The 22,237-nt window shown below is 44.2% G+C and carries 36 protein-coding genes, 5 tRNA genes, 1 rRNA gene and 1 pseudogene; 2 read left to right on the forward strand and 41 right to left on the reverse strand.

What is annotated here, in order from left to right:
• Positions 1-83: pseudogene (locus tag LGZ98_RS19250) on the forward strand (RNA-guided endonuclease InsQ/TnpB family protein); the annotation flags it as partial.
• A gap of 303 nt (positions 84-386) precedes the next feature.
• On the opposite strand, the gene LGZ98_RS19255 reads toward LGZ98_RS19250, so the two are convergent.
• From LGZ98_RS19255 to LGZ98_RS19435, 37 genes are all read right to left on the reverse strand, one after another.
• The gene (locus LGZ98_RS19255) at positions 387-587 is read right to left on the reverse strand and encodes an alternative ribosome-rescue factor A (protein WP_113044162.1); all 201 of its coding nucleotides are present in this window, start codon (positions 585-587) and stop codon (positions 387-389) included.
• Between the two features lie 79 nt (positions 588-666).
• Complete coding sequence (gene zntR / locus LGZ98_RS19260) at positions 667-1,083, reverse strand: Zn(2+)-responsive transcriptional regulator (protein WP_011148770.1); 417 nt, start codon at positions 1,081-1,083, stop codon at positions 667-669.
• A 133-nt stretch (positions 1,084-1,216) separates the two neighbouring features.
• Complete coding sequence (gene rplQ, locus LGZ98_RS19265) at positions 1,217-1,609, reverse strand: 50S ribosomal protein L17 (RefSeq protein ID WP_113044163.1); 393 nt, start codon at positions 1,607-1,609, stop codon at positions 1,217-1,219.
• Positions 1,610-1,649: 40 nt separating this feature from the next.
• Entirely contained in the window at positions 1,650-2,639 is a 990-nt protein-coding gene (locus tag LGZ98_RS19270; RefSeq protein WP_011148772.1) for a DNA-directed RNA polymerase subunit alpha, read from the reverse strand.
• A 25-nt stretch (positions 2,640-2,664) separates the two neighbouring features.
• The gene (gene rpsD, locus LGZ98_RS19275) at positions 2,665-3,285 is read right to left on the reverse strand and encodes a 30S ribosomal protein S4 (protein ID WP_011148773.1); all 621 of its coding nucleotides are present in this window, start codon (positions 3,283-3,285) and stop codon (positions 2,665-2,667) included.
• A gap of 37 nt (positions 3,286-3,322) precedes the next feature.
• The gene (rpsK, locus tag LGZ98_RS19280; RefSeq protein ID WP_002919257.1) at positions 3,323-3,712 is read right to left on the reverse strand and encodes a 30S ribosomal protein S11; all 390 of its coding nucleotides are present in this window, start codon (positions 3,710-3,712) and stop codon (positions 3,323-3,325) included.
• A 15-nt stretch (positions 3,713-3,727) separates the two neighbouring features.
• Positions 3,728-4,084, reverse strand: coding sequence for a 30S ribosomal protein S13 (gene rpsM / locus LGZ98_RS19285; RefSeq protein WP_011148774.1), 357 nt, complete (start codon positions 4,082-4,084; stop codon positions 3,728-3,730).
• Positions 4,085-4,233: 149 nt separating this feature from the next.
• On the reverse strand, positions 4,234-4,350 hold the full coding sequence (rpmJ, locus tag LGZ98_RS19290) for a 50S ribosomal protein L36 (RefSeq protein WP_012768118.1): 117 nt from the start codon (positions 4,348-4,350) through the stop codon (positions 4,234-4,236).
• Between the two features lie 32 nt (positions 4,351-4,382).
• Positions 4,383-5,714, reverse strand: coding sequence for a preprotein translocase subunit SecY (gene secY / locus LGZ98_RS19295; RefSeq protein ID WP_011148775.1), 1,332 nt, complete (start codon positions 5,712-5,714; stop codon positions 4,383-4,385).
• A gap of 7 nt (positions 5,715-5,721) precedes the next feature.
• Positions 5,722-6,156, reverse strand: coding sequence for a 50S ribosomal protein L15 (gene rplO, locus LGZ98_RS19300; RefSeq protein ID WP_113044164.1), 435 nt, complete (start codon positions 6,154-6,156; stop codon positions 5,722-5,724).
• Between the two features lie 3 nt (positions 6,157-6,159).
• A complete protein-coding gene (gene rpmD / locus LGZ98_RS19305) occupies positions 6,160-6,339 on the reverse strand; it encodes a 50S ribosomal protein L30 (protein ID WP_011148777.1) in 180 nt (59 codons plus the stop codon).
• A gap of 5 nt (positions 6,340-6,344) precedes the next feature.
• Positions 6,345-6,845 (reverse strand): 30S ribosomal protein S5, encoded by a 501-nt coding sequence (gene rpsE, locus LGZ98_RS19310; RefSeq protein WP_011148778.1) that lies wholly within the window; start codon positions 6,843-6,845, stop codon positions 6,345-6,347.
• Between the two features lie 14 nt (positions 6,846-6,859).
• Positions 6,860-7,213, reverse strand: a complete 354-nt coding sequence (rplR, locus tag LGZ98_RS19315; protein ID WP_011148779.1) for a 50S ribosomal protein L18 — start codon at positions 7,211-7,213, stop codon at positions 6,860-6,862.
• A gap of 9 nt (positions 7,214-7,222) precedes the next feature.
• Positions 7,223-7,756, reverse strand: coding sequence for a 50S ribosomal protein L6 (gene rplF / locus LGZ98_RS19320; RefSeq protein ID WP_112879444.1), 534 nt, complete (start codon positions 7,754-7,756; stop codon positions 7,223-7,225).
• Between the two features lie 14 nt (positions 7,757-7,770).
• On the reverse strand, positions 7,771-8,163 hold the full coding sequence (gene rpsH / locus LGZ98_RS19325; RefSeq protein ID WP_113044165.1) for a 30S ribosomal protein S8: 393 nt from the start codon (positions 8,161-8,163) through the stop codon (positions 7,771-7,773).
• A gap of 33 nt (positions 8,164-8,196) precedes the next feature.
• On the reverse strand, positions 8,197-8,502 hold the full coding sequence (rpsN, locus tag LGZ98_RS19330) for a 30S ribosomal protein S14 (RefSeq protein WP_113044166.1): 306 nt from the start codon (positions 8,500-8,502) through the stop codon (positions 8,197-8,199).
• A gap of 12 nt (positions 8,503-8,514) precedes the next feature.
• Positions 8,515-9,054, reverse strand: a complete 540-nt coding sequence (gene rplE, locus LGZ98_RS19335) for a 50S ribosomal protein L5 (RefSeq protein WP_011148783.1) — start codon at positions 9,052-9,054, stop codon at positions 8,515-8,517.
• A gap of 14 nt (positions 9,055-9,068) precedes the next feature.
• Entirely contained in the window at positions 9,069-9,383 is a 315-nt protein-coding gene (gene rplX / locus LGZ98_RS19340) for a 50S ribosomal protein L24 (protein WP_036781887.1), read from the reverse strand.
• Between the two features lie 10 nt (positions 9,384-9,393).
• Positions 9,394-9,765 carry a 50S ribosomal protein L14 gene (gene rplN, locus LGZ98_RS19345; RefSeq protein WP_036781889.1) on the reverse strand — a complete coding sequence of 124 codons (372 nt, stop codon included), beginning with the start codon at positions 9,763-9,765 and terminating at the stop codon, positions 9,394-9,396.
• Between the two features lie 179 nt (positions 9,766-9,944).
• Positions 9,945-10,199 carry a 30S ribosomal protein S17 gene (gene rpsQ, locus LGZ98_RS19350; RefSeq protein ID WP_011148786.1) on the reverse strand — a complete coding sequence of 85 codons (255 nt, stop codon included), beginning with the start codon at positions 10,197-10,199 and terminating at the stop codon, positions 9,945-9,947.
• On the reverse strand, positions 10,199-10,390 hold the full coding sequence (gene rpmC / locus LGZ98_RS19355) for a 50S ribosomal protein L29 (protein WP_010847484.1): 192 nt from the start codon (positions 10,388-10,390) through the stop codon (positions 10,199-10,201). Before rpmC ends, rpsQ begins: the two co-directional genes overlap by 1 nt.
• On the reverse strand, positions 10,390-10,800 hold the full coding sequence (gene rplP / locus LGZ98_RS19360; protein WP_011148788.1) for a 50S ribosomal protein L16: 411 nt from the start codon (positions 10,798-10,800) through the stop codon (positions 10,390-10,392). Before rplP ends, rpmC begins: the two co-directional genes overlap by 1 nt.
• Before the next feature lie 12 nt (positions 10,801-10,812).
• Positions 10,813-11,514: a 30S ribosomal protein S3 gene (gene rpsC, locus LGZ98_RS19365; protein ID WP_112879442.1), complete on the reverse strand. Its 702-nt coding sequence runs from the start codon at positions 11,512-11,514 to the stop codon at positions 10,813-10,815.
• Positions 11,515-11,531: 17 nt separating this feature from the next.
• Complete coding sequence (rplV, locus tag LGZ98_RS19370; protein ID WP_011148790.1) at positions 11,532-11,864, reverse strand: 50S ribosomal protein L22; 333 nt, start codon at positions 11,862-11,864, stop codon at positions 11,532-11,534.
• Positions 11,865-11,878: 14 nt separating this feature from the next.
• Positions 11,879-12,157, reverse strand: a complete 279-nt coding sequence (gene rpsS, locus LGZ98_RS19375; RefSeq protein ID WP_011148791.1) for a 30S ribosomal protein S19 — start codon at positions 12,155-12,157, stop codon at positions 11,879-11,881.
• A gap of 14 nt (positions 12,158-12,171) precedes the next feature.
• Entirely contained in the window at positions 12,172-12,996 is an 825-nt protein-coding gene (gene rplB / locus LGZ98_RS19380) for a 50S ribosomal protein L2 (protein WP_112879441.1), read from the reverse strand.
• A gap of 19 nt (positions 12,997-13,015) precedes the next feature.
• The gene (gene rplW / locus LGZ98_RS19385; RefSeq protein WP_021322796.1) at positions 13,016-13,318 is read right to left on the reverse strand and encodes a 50S ribosomal protein L23; all 303 of its coding nucleotides are present in this window, start codon (positions 13,316-13,318) and stop codon (positions 13,016-13,018) included.
• Complete coding sequence (gene rplD / locus LGZ98_RS19390) at positions 13,315-13,920, reverse strand: 50S ribosomal protein L4 (RefSeq protein WP_011148794.1); 606 nt, start codon at positions 13,918-13,920, stop codon at positions 13,315-13,317. Before rplD ends, rplW begins: the two co-directional genes overlap by 4 nt.
• Positions 13,921-13,936: 16 nt before the next feature.
• Positions 13,937-14,566 (reverse strand): 50S ribosomal protein L3, encoded by a 630-nt coding sequence (gene rplC, locus LGZ98_RS19395; RefSeq protein WP_112879440.1) that lies wholly within the window; start codon positions 14,564-14,566, stop codon positions 13,937-13,939.
• Positions 14,567-14,598: 32 nt separating this feature from the next.
• Positions 14,599-14,910 (reverse strand): 30S ribosomal protein S10, encoded by a 312-nt coding sequence (gene rpsJ / locus LGZ98_RS19400; RefSeq protein ID WP_112879439.1) that lies wholly within the window; start codon positions 14,908-14,910, stop codon positions 14,599-14,601.
• Positions 14,911-15,207: 297 nt separating this feature from the next.
• Positions 15,208-15,684: a bacterioferritin gene (gene bfr / locus LGZ98_RS19405; RefSeq protein ID WP_112879438.1), complete on the reverse strand. Its 477-nt coding sequence runs from the start codon at positions 15,682-15,684 to the stop codon at positions 15,208-15,210.
• 76 nt (positions 15,685-15,760) lie between these two features.
• The gene (gene bfd / locus LGZ98_RS19410) at positions 15,761-15,955 is read right to left on the reverse strand and encodes a bacterioferritin-associated ferredoxin (RefSeq protein WP_112879459.1); all 195 of its coding nucleotides are present in this window, start codon (positions 15,953-15,955) and stop codon (positions 15,761-15,763) included.
• Between the two features lie 753 nt (positions 15,956-16,708).
• On the reverse strand, positions 16,709-17,893 hold the full coding sequence (gene tuf / locus LGZ98_RS19415; RefSeq protein WP_113044167.1) for an elongation factor Tu: 1,185 nt from the start codon (positions 17,891-17,893) through the stop codon (positions 16,709-16,711).
• 111 nt (positions 17,894-18,004) lie between these two features.
• Positions 18,005-18,080, reverse strand: a tRNA-Thr gene (locus LGZ98_RS19420).
• Positions 18,081-18,086: 6 nt separating this feature from the next.
• Positions 18,087-18,161 (reverse strand) — tRNA-Gly (locus LGZ98_RS19425).
• A gap of 101 nt (positions 18,162-18,262) precedes the next feature.
• A tRNA-Tyr gene (locus LGZ98_RS19430) sits at positions 18,263-18,347 on the reverse strand.
• Between the two features lie 15 nt (positions 18,348-18,362).
• Positions 18,363-18,438 (reverse strand) — tRNA-Thr (locus LGZ98_RS19435).
• A 433-nt stretch (positions 18,439-18,871) separates the two neighbouring features.
• On the opposite strand from LGZ98_RS19435, the gene coaA reads away from it, so the two are divergent.
• Positions 18,872-19,822: a type I pantothenate kinase gene (gene coaA / locus LGZ98_RS19440; protein ID WP_113044168.1), complete on the forward strand. Its 951-nt coding sequence runs from the start codon at positions 18,872-18,874 to the stop codon at positions 19,820-19,822.
• Positions 19,823-19,865: 43 nt separating this feature from the next.
• On the opposite strand, the gene birA is transcribed toward coaA, so the two are convergent.
• The 4 genes from birA to LGZ98_RS19460 form a co-directional block, all read right to left on the reverse strand.
• On the reverse strand, positions 19,866-20,825 hold the full coding sequence (birA, locus tag LGZ98_RS19445; RefSeq protein WP_113044169.1) for a bifunctional biotin--[acetyl-CoA-carboxylase] ligase/biotin operon repressor BirA: 960 nt from the start codon (positions 20,823-20,825) through the stop codon (positions 19,866-19,868).
• Entirely contained in the window at positions 20,822-21,847 is a 1,026-nt protein-coding gene (murB, locus tag LGZ98_RS19450; protein ID WP_113044170.1) for a UDP-N-acetylmuramate dehydrogenase, read from the reverse strand. Before murB ends, birA begins: the two co-directional genes overlap by 4 nt.
• Positions 21,848-21,984: 137 nt before the next feature.
• A 5S ribosomal RNA gene (gene rrf / locus LGZ98_RS19455) occupies positions 21,985-22,100 on the reverse strand.
• Positions 22,101-22,128: 28 nt separating this feature from the next.
• A tRNA-Thr gene (locus tag LGZ98_RS19460) sits at positions 22,129-22,204 on the reverse strand.
• Positions 22,205-22,237 lie beyond the last annotated feature (33 nt).

The raw sequence follows: 22,237 nt of genomic DNA on the forward strand, positions 1-22,237 counted from the left end.
TAACAGCATTACAGGCGGCGGGACTCGTCGTTTCTGCCCATGGAGGCCAGCTTCAATCCGTCATAAAGACGGTGGCGGCCTGAGAAGTGGGAAGCCTCGCCGCTTTTTACGGCGGGGAGCAGTCACAAGAGTGTCATGAAGCTTTTAAATCAGTTTATGAATTTACTATGAAAGGTAATTTTGACAATTTAGCTGCTGACGTCAGCATCGATATGATTTTAAAAGAACACCGTACCATCATTCACTATTTTTCTACACAATGAAACTAATACACAGATCATTTAGTAAAAGGAAATTGAAGTTATATCAGATACTCCCAATTACCGAAACAAAATTATTATTAGAAATTCGTAGCTTACTGAAAAGTAGGAAATAGACCTATTAAACTAAAAGACCAGTAGTAAAGAATCTAATGACCCCTTACCACTGGTCTCCCAGCGACTTGCTTTGCTATGTTTTTCTTTCCTCTGGTAACTTCCTTTTCCTTTTTTATTTTTTTCAACTCGTTGTTTAAATAGTGGATCACGTAATAGAGCTTCTAGAGCATTATCCTTTATTACACCTTTCTTATGGTGATATATAATCATCATATACCTCTATCATATTAATTTATCTACAAACGTAGCGATTGTACTCTCTGAATTTTCAATAATAAAGAAAAATTACTTATTTCTTATTTAAAGCACCTTGTTCTAAAGTTTCAAGAATAGAACAATAAATACTTATATGAGAACTACCACAGCAAGCATCACTTAACATCTTAAGTGAATCACGCATTTTTCGCATTTCAAGAAGTTTTTCCTCCACTTCCATTAACCTAGAATCTACAATTTGCTTTGACTCTTCACAAGTATGATGGGCTGGATCTACACGAATAGACAATAATTCTGTAATAGCTTCCAATGTAAACCCCAATTGCTTAGCATAGCGTATAAACCGAAGGCGCTGTAAATCTTGCTCTGTATAAAGTCTATACCCTCCTTCAGTACGGTTCTGATGTTCCATCATTCCTTGTTTTTCATAGAAGCGCACAGTATCAGGAGTTACATTCGCTAATTTAGCCAGTTGACCAATACGATACATCTTTATATCTCCTACAATAGATAACATTGTTCAAGATATCAGCATAGCAGGATGAAAAAAATAAGTTAGAGATTCATATATGCAAGCGTAAAAAAACCGGGATAAACCCGGTTCTTTTATATGCCCCTACAGATTACTCCGTAGTCGCAACTTCTGTTTGAGCTTCAGTAGCACGGTCAACAAGCTCGATGTATGCCATCGGAGCATTGTCACCAGCACGGAAGCCACACTTAAGAATACGAGTGTAACCACCTGCGCGGCTCGCAAAACGCGGGCCCAGCTCATTAAACAGTTTTGCCACGATTTCGTTATCACGAGTACGGGCGAATGCCAGACGACGATTAGCTACGCTGTCGATCTTGGCAAGAGTAATCAGCGGCTCAACGACACGACGCAGTTCTTTCGCTTTAGGCAGAGTCGTCTTGATGATTTCATGACGGACCAAAGAACCTGCCATATTGCGGAACATAGCTTGGCGATGGCTGCTGTTGCGGTTCAATTGACGACCACTCTTACGATGGCGCATGACCTTATCCTTCTCAGTAAAACCTTAACCTGTGATCTAGTTATTCATCAGCAATACTTGCTGGTGGCCAGTTTTCTAAGCGCATGCCCAGAGATAAGCCACGTGAAGCCAGTACGTCTTTGATCTCTGTAAGAGATTTTTTACCCAGGTTAGGTGTCTTAAGCAACTCAACCTCGGTACGCTGTACCAAATCACCGATGTAGTGGATAGCTTCTGCCTTAAGACAGTTAGCAGAGCGGACAGTCAATTCCAGATCGTCAACAGGGCGCAGCAGGATCGGATCAAACTCTGGCTTCTCCTCTTTTACTTCTGGCTGACGTACATCACGTAAATCAACAAAAGCTTCCAGCTGTTCAGCCAAAATAGTAGCTGCACGGCGAATCGCCTCTTCAGGATCGATTGTACCGTTAGTTTCCATCTCGATAACCAACTTGTCCAAATCGGTACGTTGTTCTACACGCGCTGCTTCAACATTGTAGGCAATACGCTCTACTGGGCTATAACAAGCGTCTACTAACAAACGACCAATAGGGCGCTCATCTTCTTCCGAATGAATCCGGGCAGAAGCCGGCACATAACCTCGACCACGCTGAACTTTAATGCGCATGCTTATAGAAGCAGTTTCGTCAGTCAGGTGGCAAATTACATGTTGCGGCTTGACGATTTCGACATCTCCATCGTGGATAATGTCGGCTGCAGTCACAGGGCCAATGCCAGACTTATTCAAGGTAAGAATAACTTCATCTTTTCCCTGAACTCTTACCGCCAGCCCTTTCAGGTTGAGGAGAATCTCCAGGATATCTTCCTGTACACCTTCTTTGGTGCTGTACTCATGCAGTACACCATCAATCTCAACCTCAGTCACCGCACAACCCGGCATAGACGAAAGCAGAATACGGCGCAGTGCGTTACCAAGAGTATGGCCAAAGCCACGCTCTAATGGCTCAAGGGTCACCTTGGCGTGCGTCGAACTGACTTGCTCGATATCAACCAGGCGCGGTTTTAGAAACTCTGTCACAGAACCCTGCATTGTGTCCTCTCTTTGGTGCTAAGCTTTACTTAGAGTAAAGCTCGACGATCAGGTGTTCGTTGATGTCAGCAGACAGATCGGCACGTTCTGGAATACGTTTGAACACACCTTCCATCTTCACAGCATCAACCTCCAACCAAGTTGGTTTCTCACGCTGCTCAGCCAGCTCTAAAGCCGCCTTGATACGAGACTGCTTTTTCGATTTTTCGCGAACGCTGACTACGTCATTCGGGGATACCTGATAAGAAGCGATGTTAACAACGCGGCCATTTACCATGATAGCCTTATGGCTTACCATTTGGCGTGATTCAGCACGAGTCGCCCCGAAACCCATACGGTAAACAACGTTGTCCAGACGACCTTCCAGCAAACTCAGCAGGTTTTCACCTGTGTTGCCTTTCAGACGAGTTGCTTCTTTATAATAGTTACGGAATTGACGTTCTAGAACACCGTAAATACGACGAACTTTTTGTTTCTCACGTAACTGCACACCGTAGTCAGACAGACGCGGTTTACGTGCGCCATGCTGCCCAGGTGCTTGTTCTAATTTACACTTGGTGTCAATCGCGCGAACGCCAGACTTCAGGAATAGATCTGTACCCTCGCGACGGCTCAGCTTGAGCTTAGGACCCAAATATCTTGCCATTTTCTTTCTCCAATCGAACCTAAAAAAGTAAACGCTATTAAACGCGACGTTTTTTAGGTGGACGACAACCGTTATGAGGGATCGGAGTCACATCAGTAATGTTAGTAATGCGGAAACCTGCCGCATTTAACGCTCGAATAGTTGACTCGCGGCCAGGACCAGGTCCTTTAACCATAACTTCCAGGTTCTTAATTCCGTATTCTTTCACTGCTTCAGCACAGCGCTCTGCTGCAACCTGAGCTGCAAACGGAGTAGATTTACGAGAACCACGGAAACCGGAACCACCAGCAGTTGCCCAACCCAAGGCATTACCCTGGCGGTCAGTAATGGTCACGATGGTGTTGTTGAAAGAAGCATGGATATGAGCCACACCGTCAGAGACTTGCTTTCTTACACGCTTACGTGCACGAATAGGTGCTTTTGCCATTATACAATACCCCGATTATTTCTTGATCGGCTTACGTGGACCCTTACGGGTACGTGCGTTGGTCTTAGTACGCTGGCCACGAACAGGTAGACCACGACGGTGACGTAAACCACGATAAGTACCAAGATCCATCAGACGTTTGATGCTCAGGGTTACTTCACGACGCAAATCGCCTTCTACAACGTATTTGGCAACTTCGTCACGCAGCTTATCAATTTGCTCTTCAGACAGCTCGCTGATCTTAACATGTTCAGCAATACCCGCCGCAGCACAAATGGCTTGGGAGCGAGTTTTACCAATTCCGTAGATCGATGTTAAAGCGATTACGGTATGCTTCTGATCAGGAATGTTAATGCCTGCTATACGGGCCACTATGCACTCCTAAATTATTTATTTACCGCAACACCATTCTGAAAAGCCCGTTTTCAGGATACTCAAATAGTGTTGCTGTGATATAAAAAAGATTGGCTGGCTAATTTAGCCAGCTCAAACCGACTTTGCAAGAAAAATATGCTATTTTATTAGCCTTGGCGTTGTTTATGCTTAGGCTCTGCACTACAAATCACGCGAACGATACCGTTACGCTTAACGATTTTACAGTTACGACATAATTTCTTGACGGAAGCACGAACTTTCATTTTTACTCTCCGTAACTTCTCAAGCAAACCAATTAACGGTTATAACCTTTAAGATTTGCCTTCTTCAATGCAGACTCATACTGACTTGACATCATCAGAGTTTGCACTTGAGCCATAAAGTCCATGATGACTACAACTACAATAAGTAGCGAAGTACCGCCAAAATAAAATGGCACCTTCATCGCATCACGCATGAACTCCGGGATTAAGCAGATAAAAGTAATATACATCGCACCAACTAAAGTTAGGCGTGTCATTACCTTATCAATGTACTTGGCTGTTTGCTCTCCCGGACGAATTCCTGGTACAAATGCACCGGACTTCTTCAGGTTATCTGCTGTTTCTCTCGGGTTGAAAACCAACGCAGTATAGAAAAAACAGAAGAAGATGATTGCAGACGCGTAGAGTAACACATAAAGCGGTTGCCCAGGCTGCAAGTACATTGAAATAGTAGTCAGCCAGTTCCAACCGGTTCCTCCCCCAAACCAGGAAGCTATGGTACCAGGGAACAGAATAATGCTGGAAGCAAAAATTGCAGGGATAACCCCAGCCATATTCACTTTCAACGGTAAATGTGTGCTCTGTGCAGCATAAACTCGGCGACCCTGTTGACGTTTTGCATAGTTAACAACGATACGTCGTTGGCCACGCTCCATGAAAACAACGAAGAAAGTTACTGCAAACACTAACACTGCAACCAACAGCAACAGGAGGAAGTGCAGATCGCCTTGCCGAGCTTGCTCAATGGTATGGCCAATGGCCGGCGGCAAACCCGCAACAATACCAGCAAAGATTATGATGGAGATACCGTTTCCAATACCACGCTCAGTAATCTGCTCACCCAACCACATTAGGAACATAGTCCCAGTAACTAGGCTCACAACAGCCGTGAAGTAGAAAGCAAACCCTGGATTGATCACCAGCCCTTGCATTCCTGGCATATTCGGCAAACCAGTAGCAATACCGATTGACTGGAATATAGCCAGCACTAAAGTACCATAGCGAGTATACTGGCTAATCTTACGACGACCAGCTTCTCCTTCCTTCTTAATCTCTGCCAACGTTGGATGAACCACCGTCAACAACTGAATAATAATAGACGCAGAAATATACGGCATTATCCCCAGTGCAAAGATAGAAGCACGACTTAAAGCACCACCAGAGAACATGTTAAACATTTCAATGATGGTGCCCCTTTGCTGTTCGAGCAATTTGGCAAGCACAGTGGCATCAATACCAGGGATAGGAATAAAAGAACCAATGCGGAAAACAATTAACGCGCCAATAACAAACAACAGCCTACGTTTCAGCTCGCCTAGTCCACCTTTAGCACTTTGGAAATCTAATCCTGGTTGTTTAGCCATCTGTTACTTATTCCTCAATTTTACCGCCAGCAGCTTCAATTGCAGCACGAGCGCCCTTAGTAACACGAAGGCCACGCACAGTTACTGCATGATTGATTTCGCCAGAAAGAATAACTTTCGCAAATTCAATTTGAGTGCCAACAATGTTAGCTGCTTTCAATGCGTTCAGATCGATGATATCGCCTTCAACGGCAGCAAAATCAGACAAACGAACTTCTGCTGTAACCATCGCCTTACGTGAAGTAAAGCCAAATTTTGGCAAACGGCGGTACAAAGGCATCTGACCACCTTCAAAACCGCGACGTACGCCACCACCAGAACGAGACTTCTGACCCTTGTGACCACGGCCACCGGTTTTACCCAGGCCAGAACCAATACCACGACCTACACGTTTAGGCGCATGCTTGGAACCATCAGCCGGAGACAGAGTATTTAAGCGCATCTGTTACTCCTCAACTTTAACCATATAGGAAACCAAGTTGATCATACCACGTATAGCAGGAGTATCTTCACGCTCTACTGTATGACCGATACGGCGCAGACCTAAACCAACCAAAGTTGCCTTATGTTTAGGCAGACGGCCAATTGAACTGCGAATCTGTGTTACTTTAATAGTCTTAGCCATGGCCATTACCCCAGAATTTCTTCGACGGATTTACCACGCTTAGCTGCGACCATTTCTGGAGACTTCATGCTGTCTAAAGCATCCAGAGTTGCACGAACCACATTAATAGGGTTGGTGGAACCATAGGTTTTAGCCAGTACGTTACGAACACCAGCCACCTCCAAAACAGCACGCATAGCACCGCCTGCGATGATACCAGTACCTTCGTGAGCAGGCTGCATGAACACACGGGAACCAGTGTGTGCACCTTTTACTGGGTGATATAAAGTGCCGCTGTTCAATGCGACGGTTTTCATATTGCGACGGGCTTTTTCCATCGCTTTCTGGATTGCTGCCGGAACTTCGCGTGCTTTGCCGTAGCCAAAACCAACGCGACCATTACCATCACCTACAACAGTCAGTGCGGTAAAGCTGAAAATCCGGCCACCTTTTACGGTTTTAGATACGCGATTTACCGCAATCAGCTTTTCCTGCAGTTCGCCAGCTTGTTTTTCGATGTGAGCCATCTTACACCTCTACCTTAGAACTGAAGGCCAGCTTCACGGGCAGCATCTGCCAGTGCCTGGACTCGACCATGATATTGGAAACCAGAGCGGTCAAAGGATACATCTTTAATACCTTTTTCCAATGCACGTTCAGCAATTGCTTTGCCAACTGCTGCGGCTGCTTCTTTATTTCCAGTGTATTTCAGTTGTTCATTGATAGCTTTTTCTGTAGTAGAAGCTGCCACCAAAGTTTCAGAACCGTTTGGTGCGATAACCTGCGCATAAATATGGCGAGGGGTACGATGTACCACCAGGCGAGTTGCACCCAGTTCCTGGAGCTTGCGGCGTGCGCGGGTCGCACGACGGATACGAGCTGCTTTCTTATCCATAGTGTTACCTTACTTCTTCTTAGCCTCTTTGATACGCACGACTTCGTCGGCGTAACGAACACCTTTACCTTTATAAGGCTCAGGACGACGATAGGCACGCAGTTCTGCCGCAACCTGACCGATTACCTGTTTATCAGCACCCTTTAGTACGATTTCAGTTTGTGACGGACATTCTGCAGTAATGCCTGCTGGCAGTTCGTGGTCAACTGGATGTGAGAAGCCCAGAGACATGTTGATAACATTGCCTTTGACTGCTGCACGATAACCAACACCTACCAGTTGAAGCTTCTTAGTGAAGCCTTCGGTAACACCGATAACCATAGCATTCAGCAAAGAACGAGTTGTACCCGCCTGTGCCCAACCATCAACATAACCATCGCGTGGAGCGAAGGTCAGTTGATTATCTGCATGCTTAACTTCAACTGCGCTGTGGATTGTACGACTCAACTCGCCGTTTTTACCCTTAATCGAAATAACCTGACCGTCGAGTTTTACCTCTACGTCGGTAGGAATAACGACGGGTGCTTTTGCAACACGAGACATTCTTTCCTCCCGAATTAAGCTACGTAGCAGAGAATCTCGCCACCAAGACCAGCTTGGCGAGCTGCACGATCAGTCATTACACCTTTAGAGGTAGAAACAACAGCGATACCCAAACCAGCCATAACTTGTGGCAGCTCATCTTTTTTCTTATAGATGCGCAGACTTGGTCGGCTTACACGCTGAATACTTTCTACAACAGCCTTGCCCTGGAAGTATTTCAGTACTAATTCCAGCTCTGGCTTGGTGTCGCCTTCAATTTTATAATCTTCAATATAACCTTCTTCCTTCAGCACGTTGGCAATTGCCACTTTCAGCTTGGAGGAAGGCATGGTGACCGCAACTTTATTCGCGGCCTGACCGTTACGGATACGGGTCAGCATATCCGCGATGGGATCTTGCATGCTCATCTGTCTTTACTCCCGTGATTCAATTGGTGACAATTACCAGCTAGCCTTTTTAAGGCCCGGAATTTCACCGCGCATGGCGGCTTCACGGACTTTAATACGGCTCAACCCAAACTTCCGCAAAAACGCATGCGGACGACCAGTTTGGCGGCAGCGGTTACGCTGACGAGAAGGGCTGGAATCACGTGGCAGCGTTTGCAGCTTAAGAACAGCATCCCAACGCTCTTCATCAGATGCATTCACATCAGAAATGACAGCTTTCAATTCCACACGTTTAGTGAAGAATTTTTCAGCTAATTTCGCACGCTTTACATCACGTGCTTTCATTGATTGCTTAGCCATGAATACCCTGCCTTACTTGCGGAACGGGAAGTTAAAAGCAGCCAACAGTGCGCGGCCTTCATCATCAGATTTCGCAGTTGTGGTGATAGTAATATCCAGACCACGAACACGATCCACTTTATCGTAATCGATTTCAGGGAAGATGATTTGCTCACGTACACCCATGCTGTAATTGCCACGACCATCAAATGACTTAGCAGACAAACCACGGAAGTCACGAATACGAGGTACAGCAATAGAAATCAGGCGCTCAAGAAACTCCCACATACGTTCACCACGCAGGGTCACTTTACAGCCGATTGGATAGCCCTGACGGATTTTGAAGCCTGCAACTGATTTGCGCGCTTTGGTGATCAATGGTTTTTGACCAGAGATTGCTGCCAGATCCGCTGCTGCATTATCCAGCAGTTTCTTATCAGCAATTGCTTCACCAACACCCATGTTCAGGGTGATCTTCTCGACCCGAGGGACTTGCATGACAGAATTGTAGCCAAACTGAGTCATCAGTTTTTGGACTACCTCGTCTTTGTAGTAATCATGCAGTTTCGCCATCGTATTACTCCAAATTACTTGATAGTTTCGCTGTTAGATTTAAAGAAACGAACTTTTTTTCCGTCTTCAAATCTAAAACCTACACGGTCAGCCTTACCGGTTGCCGCATTGAAGATCGCAACGTTTGAAACCTGGATTGCAGCTTCTTTTTCAACGATGCCACCTGGCTGGTTCAGAGCCGGAACAGGCTTCTGATGCTTTTTAACCAAGTTGATACCTTCAACAATGACTTTCCCAGTAGAAAGAACCTGTTTTACTTTACCGCGCTTACCTTTATCTTTTCCAGTCAACACGATAACTTCGTCATCACGACGGATTTTCGCTGCCATTGTCCGCTCCTTAGAGTACTTCTGGTGCCAGGGAGATAATTTTCATGAACTTTTCATTACGAAGTTCACGAGTTACCGGCCCAAAAATACGCGTACCGATAACTTGCTCACTTGTGTTGTTTAACAACACGCAAGCATTGCCATCGAAGCGAATGACAGAACCGTCAGGGCGACGAACACCCTTCTTGGTGCGCACCACTACCGCTTTCAGGACATCACCTTTTTTCACTTTACCACGAGGAATTGCTTCCTTGATGGTGACTTTTATGATGTCGCCGACGTGTGCATAGCGACGGTGCGAGCCACCCAGAACCTTGATACACATTACGCGACGTGCACCGGAGTTGTCGGCCACGTTCAGCATAGTCTGTTCTTGGATCATTTTAGTGCTCCGCTAAATGTCAACTACTACTGAGCCCACTTCACTACTATAATTTAATATGAAGAGGCCGTTCAGATACCCCATATCACGAGGGCGCGGCATTATAACACCACATCTCAGATATAGATAGAAAAAATAAACGGCCCATAGCCTGAGCCGTTTACTCTATTCGAGCCAGCTTACAGAATCGCTTTCTCTACAACGCGAACTAAAGTCCAAGATTTAGTTTTGGACAGTGGACGGGTTTCGCGGATTTCCACCACATCACCAATGCCACATTCATTGTTCTCGTCATGTACATGCAGTTTAGTCGTACGTTTGATGAATTTACCATACAGAGGGTGTTTCACCTTACGCTCAATAGCAACAACAATAGATTTCTCCATTTTGTCACTTACAACACGACCTTGCAAAGTACGGATTTTATCGGTCATTACGCACCCGCCTTCTCAGTCAGTAAAGTCTTAACGCGTGCGATATTACGACGCACTTGTTTCAACAGATGAGACTGTTGTAGCTGGCCACTTGCAGCCTGCATGCGCAGGTTAAATTGTTCACGCAGCAAATTCAGCAGCTCAGTGTTCAGCTCTTCAACGCTTTTTTCGCGCAGCTCTTGTGCTTTCATTACATCACCGTCTTAGTTACAAAGGTGGTCTTGATAGGCAGTTTCGCTGCTGCCAGCTTGAATGCTTCACGAGCCAGCTCTTCAGGCACACCGTCCATTTCATAAAGGACTTTACCAGGCTGGATCAAGGCAACCCAATATTCTACGTTACCTTTACCTTTACCCATACGCACTTCGAGTGGCTTTTCAGTGATAGGTTTGTCTGGAAATACACGTATCCAGATTTTACCTTGACGTTTAATTGCACGGGTCATAGCACGACGCGCCGCTTCAATCTGACGTGCCGTCAGACGGCCACGGCCCACAGCTTTCAGACCGAAAGTGCCGAAGCTAACATCCGCACCTGCTGCCAGGCCACGGTTACGGCCTTTGTGCATTTTACGGAATTTCGTACGCTTTGGTTGTAACATCAGCGACTCTCCTTACTTGCGGCCTTTACGCTGCTGCTTTTTAGGTTGTGCAGCCGGTTTTTCCGCCTGTTCAACAGCAGCCATACCACCCAAGATCTCACCTTTGAAGATCCATACCTTAACGCCGAGTACACCATAAGTGGTGTGCGCTTCTGAAGTGTTGTAGTCGATATCTGCACGCAGTGTGTGCAACGGTACACGACCTTCACGATACCATTCAGTACGCGCGATTTCAGCACCGCCTAAACGGCCACTGACTTCCACTTTAATGCCTTTAGCGCCTAGACGCATCGCATTCTGGACTGCACGCTTCATAGCACGACGGAACATAACACGACGTTCCAGCTGTGAAGTAATACTGTCAGCAACCAGTTTCGCGTCCAGTTCAGGCTTACGCACTTCAGAGATATTAATTTGCGCAGGAACACCAGCGATTTCCGCTACAGTTTTACGCAGTTTTTCTACGTCTTCACCTTTCTTACCGATTACGATACCTGGGCGAGCAGTGTGAATAGTTACACGAATACTTTTAGCAGGACGTTCAATAACAATGCGTGAAATAGACGCTTTTGCCAGTTCTTTCTTCAAGTACTGGCGAACTTTAAAATCGCTGTCTAGGTTGTCAGCGAATTCTTTAGTATTCGCATACCAAGTAGAGTTCCAAGGTTTGACAATACCCAGGCGAATACCATTAGGATGTACTTTCTGACCCATTGCTAGTCTCCAGAGTCTCAGCGATCGGACACAACCACAGTAATGTGGCTGCTGCGCTTCAGGATGCGATCTGCACGACCTTTTGCACGAGGCATAATACGCTTCATGGTCGGGCCTTCGTCTACGAAAATCTTCGTGACCTTCAGATCATCAATGTCAGCACCATCGTTGTGTTCTGCATTAGCAATAGCAGACTCAAGTACTTTCTTCACTAAACCAGCAGCTTTCTTATTGGTATAGGTCAGAGTTTCCAGAGCTTGCGACACTTTCTTACCGCGAATCAGGTCAGCTACAAGGCGAACCTTCTGAGCAGAAGAACGAGCGTGGCGATGTTTAGCGATAGTTTCCATCTCTTCCTCCTACCTTAGCGCTTTTTAGCCTTTTTATCGGCCGCATGGCCGCGATAAGTACGGGTCGGCGCGAATTCACCTAGTTTATGACCAACCATTTCGTCGGAAACAAAAACTGGTACATGCTGACGACCATTATGGACAGCGATGGTCAAACCGATCATGTTAGGAAAGATCGTTGAACGACGGGACCAAGTCTTAATAGGCTTTTTGTCTCCGCTTTCCACCGCTTTCTCTACCTTCTTCAGCAAGTGCAGGTCAATAAATGGACCTTTCTTGAGAGAACGTGGCATGGTTTATCCTCTAATTATTTTTTAGTACGGCGACGTACGATGAACTGATCAGTACGTTTATTACTACGGGTCTTCTTACCTTTAGTTTGAACACCCCAAGGAGTTACAGGATGTTTACCAAAGTTACGACCTTCACCACCACCATGTGGGTGATCTACCGGGTTCATCGCCGTACCACGAACGGTAGGACGAATACCACGCCAGCGACTTGCACCAGCTTTACCCAGAACACGTAGCATATGTTCTGCATTACCAACCTCACCTAAAGTGGCGCGGCAGTCAGACAGAACTTTACGCATTTCACCAGAGCGCAGACGCAAAGTTACATAAGAACCATCACGGGCAACGATCTGAACGTATGCACCAGCGGAACGAGCCAACTGACCACCTTTACCCGGTTTCATTTCTACGTTATGTACGGTAGAACCAACAGGGATATTGCGCATTGGCAATGCGTTACCAGTTTTGATAGCTGCGTCAACACCAGATTGAATCTGATCACCAGCTTTCAGCCCTTTAGGTGCAAGGATATAACGACGTTCACCATCTTTATACAAAACCAAGGCGATATTTGCTGAACGATTTGGATCATATTCCAAGCGCTCAACTACAGCAGGGATACCATCTTTATTACGTTTAAAGTCAATCAAACGATAGTGCTGCTTGTGGCCACCACCAATGTGACGAGTGGTAATACGGCCATTGTTGTTACGACCACCGGTTTTGCTGCTTTTTTCCAGCAATGGAGCATAAGGTTTACCCTTATGCAGCTCAGGGTTAACCACTTTAACAACGTGGCGACGGCCCGGAGACGTAGGTTTACATTTAACAATTGCCATTGTTCTTTACTCCTCCGACTTACTCTGCACCACCGATGAAGTCCATATTCTGGCCTTCCTTCAGTGTGACGTAAGCTTTTTTCCAGTCGCTACGACGACCAATACGCTGACCGTGGCGTTTAGTTTTACCTTTTACCAGCAAAGTGTTAACACCTTCAACTTCGACTTCAAACAGTTTCTGCACAGCAGCTTTGATTTCTGCTTTAGTCGCGTCTTTCGCAACTTTGAGAACGATGGTGTTGCTTTTCTCCATCGCTGTAGAAGCTTTTTCAGATACGTGCGGTGCGCGCAGTACTTTCAGCAGACGTTCTTCACGGATCATGCCAGCATCTCCTCAACTTGCTTCACAGCATCAGCAGTCATAACCACTTTATCGAAGGCGATCAAGCTCACTGGATCAATACCAGCTACATCACGAACATCAACCTTGTACAGGTTGCGAGCTGCTAAGAACAAATTCTCATCAACTTCATTAGTGATAATCAGCACATCTTCCAGCGCCATCTCTTTCAGTTTCTGAACCAGAAGCTTAGTCTTAGGAGCTTCTACAGAAAACTTCTCGACAACGATCAAACGATCTTGACGTACCAATTCAGACAGGATGCTTTTTAAAGCACCACGGTACATTTTCTTATTAACTTTTTGACTGTGGTCCTGTGGCTTAGCTGCGAAAGTTACGCCACCAGAGCGCCAAATTGGGCTCTTAATAGAACCAGAGCGTGCACGGCCAGTGCCTTTCTGACGCCATGGTTTTTTACCTGAACCAGAAACTTCAGCACGGGTTTTCTGAGCACGAGTACCTTGACGTGCACCAGCTGCGTAAGCAACAACTACTTGATGCACAAGCGCTTCATTGAAATCACGCCCGAAGGTAGTTTCGGAAACAGTCAGCGCGCCTTGCGCGTCTTTCATTACCAATTCCATTCCTATCTCCTTGACGTTACGCCTTGACAGCCGGTTTTACGATCAGGTTGCCGCCAGTTGAACCTGGAACAGCACCTTTGACCAGCAGCAGGTTGCGCTCAGCGTCAACACGTACTACATCCAGGCTTTGAACAGTTACGCGTTCATTACCCAGCTGGCCTGCCATTTTCTTGCCTTTAAATACCTTGCCCGGAGTTTGGTTCTGACCGATAGAACCCGGAACACGATGAGACAAAGAGTTACCGTGGCTAGCATCTTGGGTACGGAAGTTCCAGCGCTTAACAGTACCAGCAAAACCTTTACCTTTAGATGTACCAGTAACGTCGACTTTCTTAACGTCAGCGAAAATCTCAACGCTAATGCTTTGACCTACAGCATATTCTTCGCCTTCAGACAGACGGAATTCACGCAGGATACGGCCAGCTTCAACGCCAGCTTTAGCGAAATGACCTGCTTCAGGTTTGTTTACACGGTTAGCTTTTTTGCTACCAGTAGTAACCTGAATTGCACGATAACCATCGTTATCCAGATCTTTAACCTGAGTAACACGGTTATCTTCAATTTCGATAACAGTTACAGGGATCGAAACGCCATCTTCAGTGAAGATGCGAGTCATACCCACTTTTTTACCGACTAAACCAATCATTGTTTCAACCTCTTAATCGTTCAATGACCTGATTAACCCAGGCTGATCTGCACGTCTACACCGGCAGCCAGATCCAGACGCATCAGAGCATCAACGGTTTTCTCGGTTGGCTCAACGATGTCAACCAGACGCTTATGAGTGCGAATTTCGTACTGATCACGCGCATCTTTATTAACATGCGGAGAAATTAGAACGGTAAAACGCTCTTTATGAGTCGGTAGCGGGATCGGACCACGAACCTGCGCACCAGTACGCTTAGCGGTCTCGACAATTTCCGCAGTTGATTGATCGATCAAACGATGATCAAATGCTTTCAGGCGAATACGGATTCTTTGGTTCTGCATGAGACCAGAGCTCCAACTATTTTATAAACGTAAATAATCACTCCTCGATCCCATTTCGATTGATGGGAGAGTGTAATCGTTCGATATATAACCCCCATATCGGGGGTATTTTAAATGGGCAGCAAAAAAACACTGCGCATTTACTGGCTAACAAACCAGACTTACACGTAAGTAAGACCGCATATTATACGCAAATCAATTAACAAAGCAAGATGCAGATCTGTCCGGAGTAAAATTAAAGGGGCATGAAACAAAATGCCCTAACTTAGCAGATAGGGCATTTTTCCGTAACTATAACTATTCTCCTTCAAGAATCTGTGCTTGAGTGTAATTTTGAATCCCCATACGTTCAATTAATTCAAATTGAGTTTCCAGCCAATCAATATGCTTTTCTTCTTCATCTAGAATATCGATCATTAAATCACGGCTAACATAGTCATGAATCGAATCAGCATAAGCAATCGCTTCTTTCAAATCTTTAGCTCCTTGCAATTCGAGCTGCAAGTCAGATTTGAGCATTTCTTCGATATCTTCTCCGATGTTCAGTTTCCCTAGATCCTGCAAATTAGGAATCCCTTCAAGAAAAAGGATACGTTCAATGTACCTATCGGCGTGCTTCATTTCATCGATAGATTCATGATATTCCTTATCATTAAGTCGAGTAAGACCCCAATTTTTGAACATCCGGGCGTGCAGAAAATACTGATTAATTGCAACAAGCTCATTTCCAAGAAGTTTGTTCAAATGAACAATCATTTTTTTATCACCTTTCATAGTTTACCCCTCCGCTTCCAGTACTTAAAGTGTAGTACCTATTCAGCAGAGTAGTAGTAAACTTACTTCTTTTTTATCAAGCAACGTTACCTATCTTGGGTAGCTGTGCAATCTCCTCATTAATTAGCTCTCTAGCTTGGCGTATGCATTTGCCACAATCACGGCCTACAGGCACAATACGTTTTAGTTCTTTAATAGAGTGAATATGATGTTGACGCACCGCATTACGTATTGTTTTGTCACTCACCGCATTACATAGGCAGACATACATAAATAACACTCTCTGGTACACATTATAGCGCATATTAAATAATAATGAGTCTCATTTCAATAATCATTCGCATTTTAATTTTCTGATTCAGCTTCTTCCAAATATTCTTTTAGCCTTGTCAAATAGAGGTAGTTCTCTCATTTCTATAACACTTTGGCTAGGAAGGCTTTTATCTCTATCAGGAACTTTCTTAAACTTATTCCATCTAAAACTATCTCCTACATCAGCAATTTGTTCCAGAACTGATAGCTAGACAGAACAACCCGCTTAAGATATTACGGGATATAGAATTCACATACTTAGTTGTACGAAAACGAACATGCTATGCCGTAATCTTTTCAGGGGTAACCCCTCTTTCTGTTAGAACATACCGACAGAGGCAGAACAAGAATGGGCTAGATATTACTACCTGTATGTAAAAGAAAATATGACTTATCTAAATCTGAAGACAAATACTTATTTGGAAAAATCATGAGTTATCACTAACGTATTCTATAGATGAATGATGTATATATACTCTAAGAATATCCTGATAAAACAGCTAAATGACGCTTCCAGGAACAAACGATCAAAATCAAAAATTTAAAACACGAAGAGTCAACCCAACGGGGTGGTTCATACAGAGAATTTAAGGAAGGATTATATCAATTAAAATACTCACTAACAGACACCTAATGTAGCACACCAGGCGTCTGTTCTAAAACAAGACAAAATGCAAACTTATTCTAGAGTTAGGTACTTAATTATTAGCTATTAAGCGATAACTTTAGCAACAACACCAGCACCTACTGTACGGCCACCTTCACGGATAGCGAAGCGCAGACCCTGGTCCATTGCGATTGGAGCAATCAGGGTAACTTTCATCTGAATGTTATCACCTGGCATCACCATTTCCACGCCTTCTGGCAGTTCAATGGTACCGGTCACGTCAGTTGTACGGAAGTAGAACTGTGGACGGTAGCCTTTGAAGAATGGCGTATGACGGCCACCTTCGTCTTTGCTCAGAATATAAACTTCTGATTCGAAAGTGGTGTGTGGCTTGATTGAACCGGGTCTCGCCAGTACCTGACCACGTTCGATTTCGTCACGCTTGGTACCGCGCAGCAGAACACCGACGTTCTCACCTGCACGGCCTTCGTCCAGCAGTTTGCGGAACATTTCTACGCCAGTACAAGTAGTTTTAGTCGTTTCTTTGATACCCACGATTTCAACTTCTTCACTCACTTTAACCACACCGCGCTCTACACGACCAGTTACCACGGTACCACGGCCTGAAATAGAGAATACGTCTTCGATTGGCAGCAGGAATGGCTGGTTGATTGCACGCTCTGGTTCTGGAATGTAGCTGTCCAGGGCATCGGCCAGTTCAATGATCTTCGCTTCCCACTCTGCATCACCTTCCAGCGCTTTCAGAGCAGAACCACGGATAACTGGCGTGTCATCGCCTGGGAAATCGTACTGAGACAGCAACTCACGCACTTCCATCTCAACCAGTTCCAGCAGCTCTTCGTCGTCTACCATGTCACATTTGTTCAGGAACACGATGATGTAAGGAACGCCTACCTGACGACCTAACAGAATGTGCTCACGCGTCTGTGGCATTGGACCGTCAGTCGCGGCAACTACCAAGACTGCGCCGTCCATCTGAGCCGCACCGGTGATCATGTTTTTCACATAGTCGGCGTGGCCTGGGCAGTCAACGTGCGCATAGTGGCGGCCTGGGGTATCGTATTCTACGTGAGAAGTAGAGATGGTGATACCACGTGCTTTTTCTTCTGGTGCATTATCGATTTGATCGAATGCACGAGCGTTACCACCGTAGGTTTTAGCCAATACAGTAGTGATAGCAGCAGTCAGGGTAGTTTTACCGTGGTCAACGTGGCCGATAGTACCAACGTTAACGTGCGGTTTTGTACGTTCAAACTTTTCTTTAGACATTAAATTGTCCCTCTAAGACACGGAATCGGTGGTTCCACCACATCAACCAAGCAATTGCTCGTTGAATATCGCTTACAGGAATAAAATCGGGAGACAAGGACATTAAGGAAGTGGTGCTGATAGGCAGATTCGAACTGCCGACCTCACCCTTACCAAGGGTGTGCTCTACCAACTGAGCTATATCAGCACATCTTGGAGCGGGCAGCGGGAATCGAACCCGCATCATCAGCTTGGAAGGCTGAGGTAATAGCCATTATACGATGCCCGCATTGAACTCGGCTACCTGACTTTAATCAGCTGTATGTTGATCTCAATATACTTTGCTTTCAGTTAAGTACCAAAAGAATATCAAGATTAAATCTGATTTCTTGGTGGTGGGGGAAGGATTCGAACCTTCGAAGTCTGTGACGGCAGATTTACAGTCTGCTCCCTTTGGCCGCTCGGGAACCCCACCTTTCCAAATTTTTAATGGTGCCGGCACCAAGAATCGAACTCGGGACCTACTGATTACAAGTCAGTTGCTCTACCAACTGAGCTATGCCGGCATCAAGTGCTGCGCATTCTAGGCAGTGTGAACGCTCTATGCAACAAAAAAATTGCTTTCCTTGATCATTCGGTTATAAAACACTCACCTCCATTCGATTAGCTGTTTTTTTCAATAATTTTAGCTTAAAAAATAAACACCCAATTACCTACCAACTAAGGAACCGATTACAAGTGCTCGATAAAACTTGATAGGACACTTCACCTTGAATCATTTAAATTTCTATCGTGATAAGCAAACAGCTGAAACTAACATTAAGAAGTAAAACAACTCAATTTTTTACAATTCTGCATTTCTTACAAAAAAAACCGCTAAAAATATAAAAAAGCCTACGCCTGCCGCTCATCAGTCGATATCATGCGATTTATTTTTTGTCGGGTACAGGTTGTTTATTGCAACTTGTCAAACCTGCACAAACAGGCAGATGTTGGTTTATGAATAAAAAAGAACTTTTTTTGGCTACTCCATATTTGCAATTCAATCGTGAACAATGGGCAACCTTACGTGATTCAGTTCCACTGACATTAACAAAAGAAGAATTAATTGATTTAAAAGGAATTAATGAAGAAATTTCTTTAGAAGAAGTTGTTGAGATTTACCTTCCTTTATCTCGCTTGCTCAATTTTTATATTAGTTCAAATTTACGTCGTCAAGCAGTGCTCGAACAATTTCTAGGTACTGATGGACAAAAAGTCCCTTATATCATAGGAATTGCTGGCAGTGTTGCTGTTGGTAAAAGCACTACAGCACGTCTATTACAAGCTCTGCTGAGTCGTTGGCCTGAACACAGAAGCGTAGAATTAATTACTACAGATGGTTTTCTACATTCTAACAGCGTGCTGAATGAACGTGGACTGATGAAAAAGAAAGGGTTCCCACAATCATATGATATGCATAGCTTAGTGAAATTTGTATCTGATATTAAATCGGGCTCTAAACAAGTATCCGCACCAGTATACTCTCATCTTACCTATGATATCGTACCAAATGAGCAAAAATTCATTAAACAACCAGACATTTTAATTCTAGAGGGTTTGAATGTATTACAAAGCGGTATGGATTATCCCCATGATCCACACCATGTATTTGTCTCTGATTTTGTCGACTTTTCTATCTACGTCGATGCACCAGAAAAATTACTCAAAAGTTGGTATATCAGTCGTTTCTTAAAATTCCGCCAAGGTGCCTTTTCCGATCCAGATTCTTATTTCCACAGTTACTCCAAACTATCAGAAGAAGAAGCCATAAATACTGCATCTGATATCTGGCAAGAGATCAATGGACTGAATTTGCGACAAAATATTTTACCAACTCGAGAACGCGCAAGCCTAATCATGACAAAAGGTATTAATCACACTATTGAAAGCGTAAGGCTACGTAAGTAAAGATAGTCTCCGAACCCGGAAGACATTTCTCTTCCGGTCATTTTCAACGACCTCTTAAAGAAATCTCCCCGCCGATATATGGGGTTATGACACCATTCTGATCAAGTAACAAAGCACCTTGCTGATTAATACCCCTGGCTATACCATACACTTCCTGACTACCAATAATTAATTTCACCGGCCTATCCATAAAATTATCTAACTCAAACCACCGAGAAACAAATGAAGACAAACCTTCATTTTCAAACTGAATTAGAGCTTTCCTTAGATCAAGTATTATTTCTACAGCCAATTTATTACGATCAACTTGAATTCCTGCCTGCAACAAATTAATCCATTGCTGATTAATAGGTTCTTCGTCCTTATGGTCCATCGAAATATTTATACCCGCACCTATTACAACCTGAGCAGCATCACCAGTATTTCCTATTAGTTCAACTAAGATTCCCGCTAATTTCTTATCATCAAGATATAAATCATTTGGCCATTTTACCCTAATTCTATCAGCGCCAAATCGATGCAATACTTCAGCAATAACAATGCCAACAACCAAACTTAATCCAATTGCAGCAGCAGGTCCTTGCTCAAGGTGCCAATACATAGATAAATAAAGATTTTTACCAAAGGGAGAAACCCATTTCCTTCCACGCCGCCCTCTGCCAGCATACTGGTACTCTGCAACACAAGCATCCCCTGATTTCAATTCAGATAAACGTTCAAGCAAATACTGATTAGTCGAATCAATAACTGGCAAAACAGTTATACGATCCTGAGGTAAGTATTGCAAAATAGTAGACTCATCAAGTAGCTGCATAGGTGCCATAAGGCTATAACCCTTGCCAGGAGTTGTTTCTAGTTCAATTCCCCATTCACGAATTGTCTGTATATGTTTATTAATTCCAGCCCTACTCATCCCTAAATATTGTCCCAACTGTTGACCAGAATGAACTTCACCGTCAGACAAAATCTTAATCAACTGTAATGGCACGGTTATATCTTTCATGAAATACATTCCACAGCATCAATTTCGCCTTTAGAACCAATAAAACGAACCTCAGGTTCAAGTAATACACCAAACTTACTTATCACTTGCCTGCGAATGTAAGCAGCCAATAAGACTACATCCTTACCTGTAGCATTTTCCTGATTTATCAATACTAGAGCTTGTCTAAGATGCACAGATGCACCTCCAATGCGATAACCTTTTAAATTACAACGTTCAATGAGCCAAGCTGCCGCCAATTTAAACATCCCATTCGTGTAAAGATATTGGGGACTATCAGGGTAATTTTCTTTAATTTTTGCCGCAACTTCCACACTGACAATTGGGTTTTTGAAGAAACTCCCCGCGTTTCCTGTTATTGCAGGATCAGGCAATTTACTGGTGCGCATTGCACATACTGAATCAAAAATCTGCTGAGGAGTTACATTATCTTTCGACAGCCTAGTTAAATCACCGTAGTTCAATATTGGCTGCCAATTCTTCTTCAACAATAATCCTACAGAAATAATAGAATAATTTGCTTTATATTTATGCTTGAAAACACTATCCCGATATCTAAACTGACATTCACCAACACTAAGACGCGTTTGCTCCCCAGTTTCTAGATTAAGAACATCTACATATTCACACACATCTCTAAATTCAATACCATATGCACCAATATTTTGAATTGGTGCTGCACCAGAGCAACCAGGAATTAAAGCCAAATTCTCTAATCCATAGATTTGATTTTTAAGAGAATGACAGACTAATTCGTGCCAATTTTCTCCCGCCCCTACATGTAAATGCCATGATTCATCTGTCTCCCGCTGTTGAATCCCCATAATTCTATTCAGAATCACAGTTCCTTCAAAATTCGCAGTAAATAAGACATTACTTCCTCCACCAAGCAGTAATACAGGTTGTTTTTCGCTTTTGGCTTTCTGCCATAAAGCTAATAAAGACTCGGCAGATTCAGCTATATCTAAACGTTTAGCATAGGCTGATAACCCAAAGGTATTAAACTCTTTAAGAGAAAGCATTCACTCAACACTCAATAAAGCTATTTAATAAGTAGTTTATCAGCTATAGGCGTGGAAAACAGTTGGAAAACTAAGTTAATTCTTTGTTAAATGCAAAAAGGCCACCCCTTTGGATGGCCTTTTTGTCTCAAAATAAGGTCTGGCAGTTCCCTACTCTCACATGGGGAGACCCCACACTACCATCGGCGCTACGGCGTTTCACTGCTGAGTTCGGCATGGGGTCAGGTGGGACCACCGCGCTATTGCCGCCAGACAAATTCTTTATTCTTTATTCGTTATCATGGTGCTGATACCCAGATTCGAACTGGGGACCTCACCCTTACCAAGGGTGTGCTCTACCAACTGAGCCATATCAGCAATGGTTGCCCAAACTCACTGTTGGCGCAAAAA

Source organism: Photorhabdus kayaii (genome assembly GCF_025384895.1).
GTDB classification, from domain to species: Bacteria; Pseudomonadota; Gammaproteobacteria; order Enterobacterales; family Enterobacteriaceae; genus Photorhabdus; species Photorhabdus kayaii.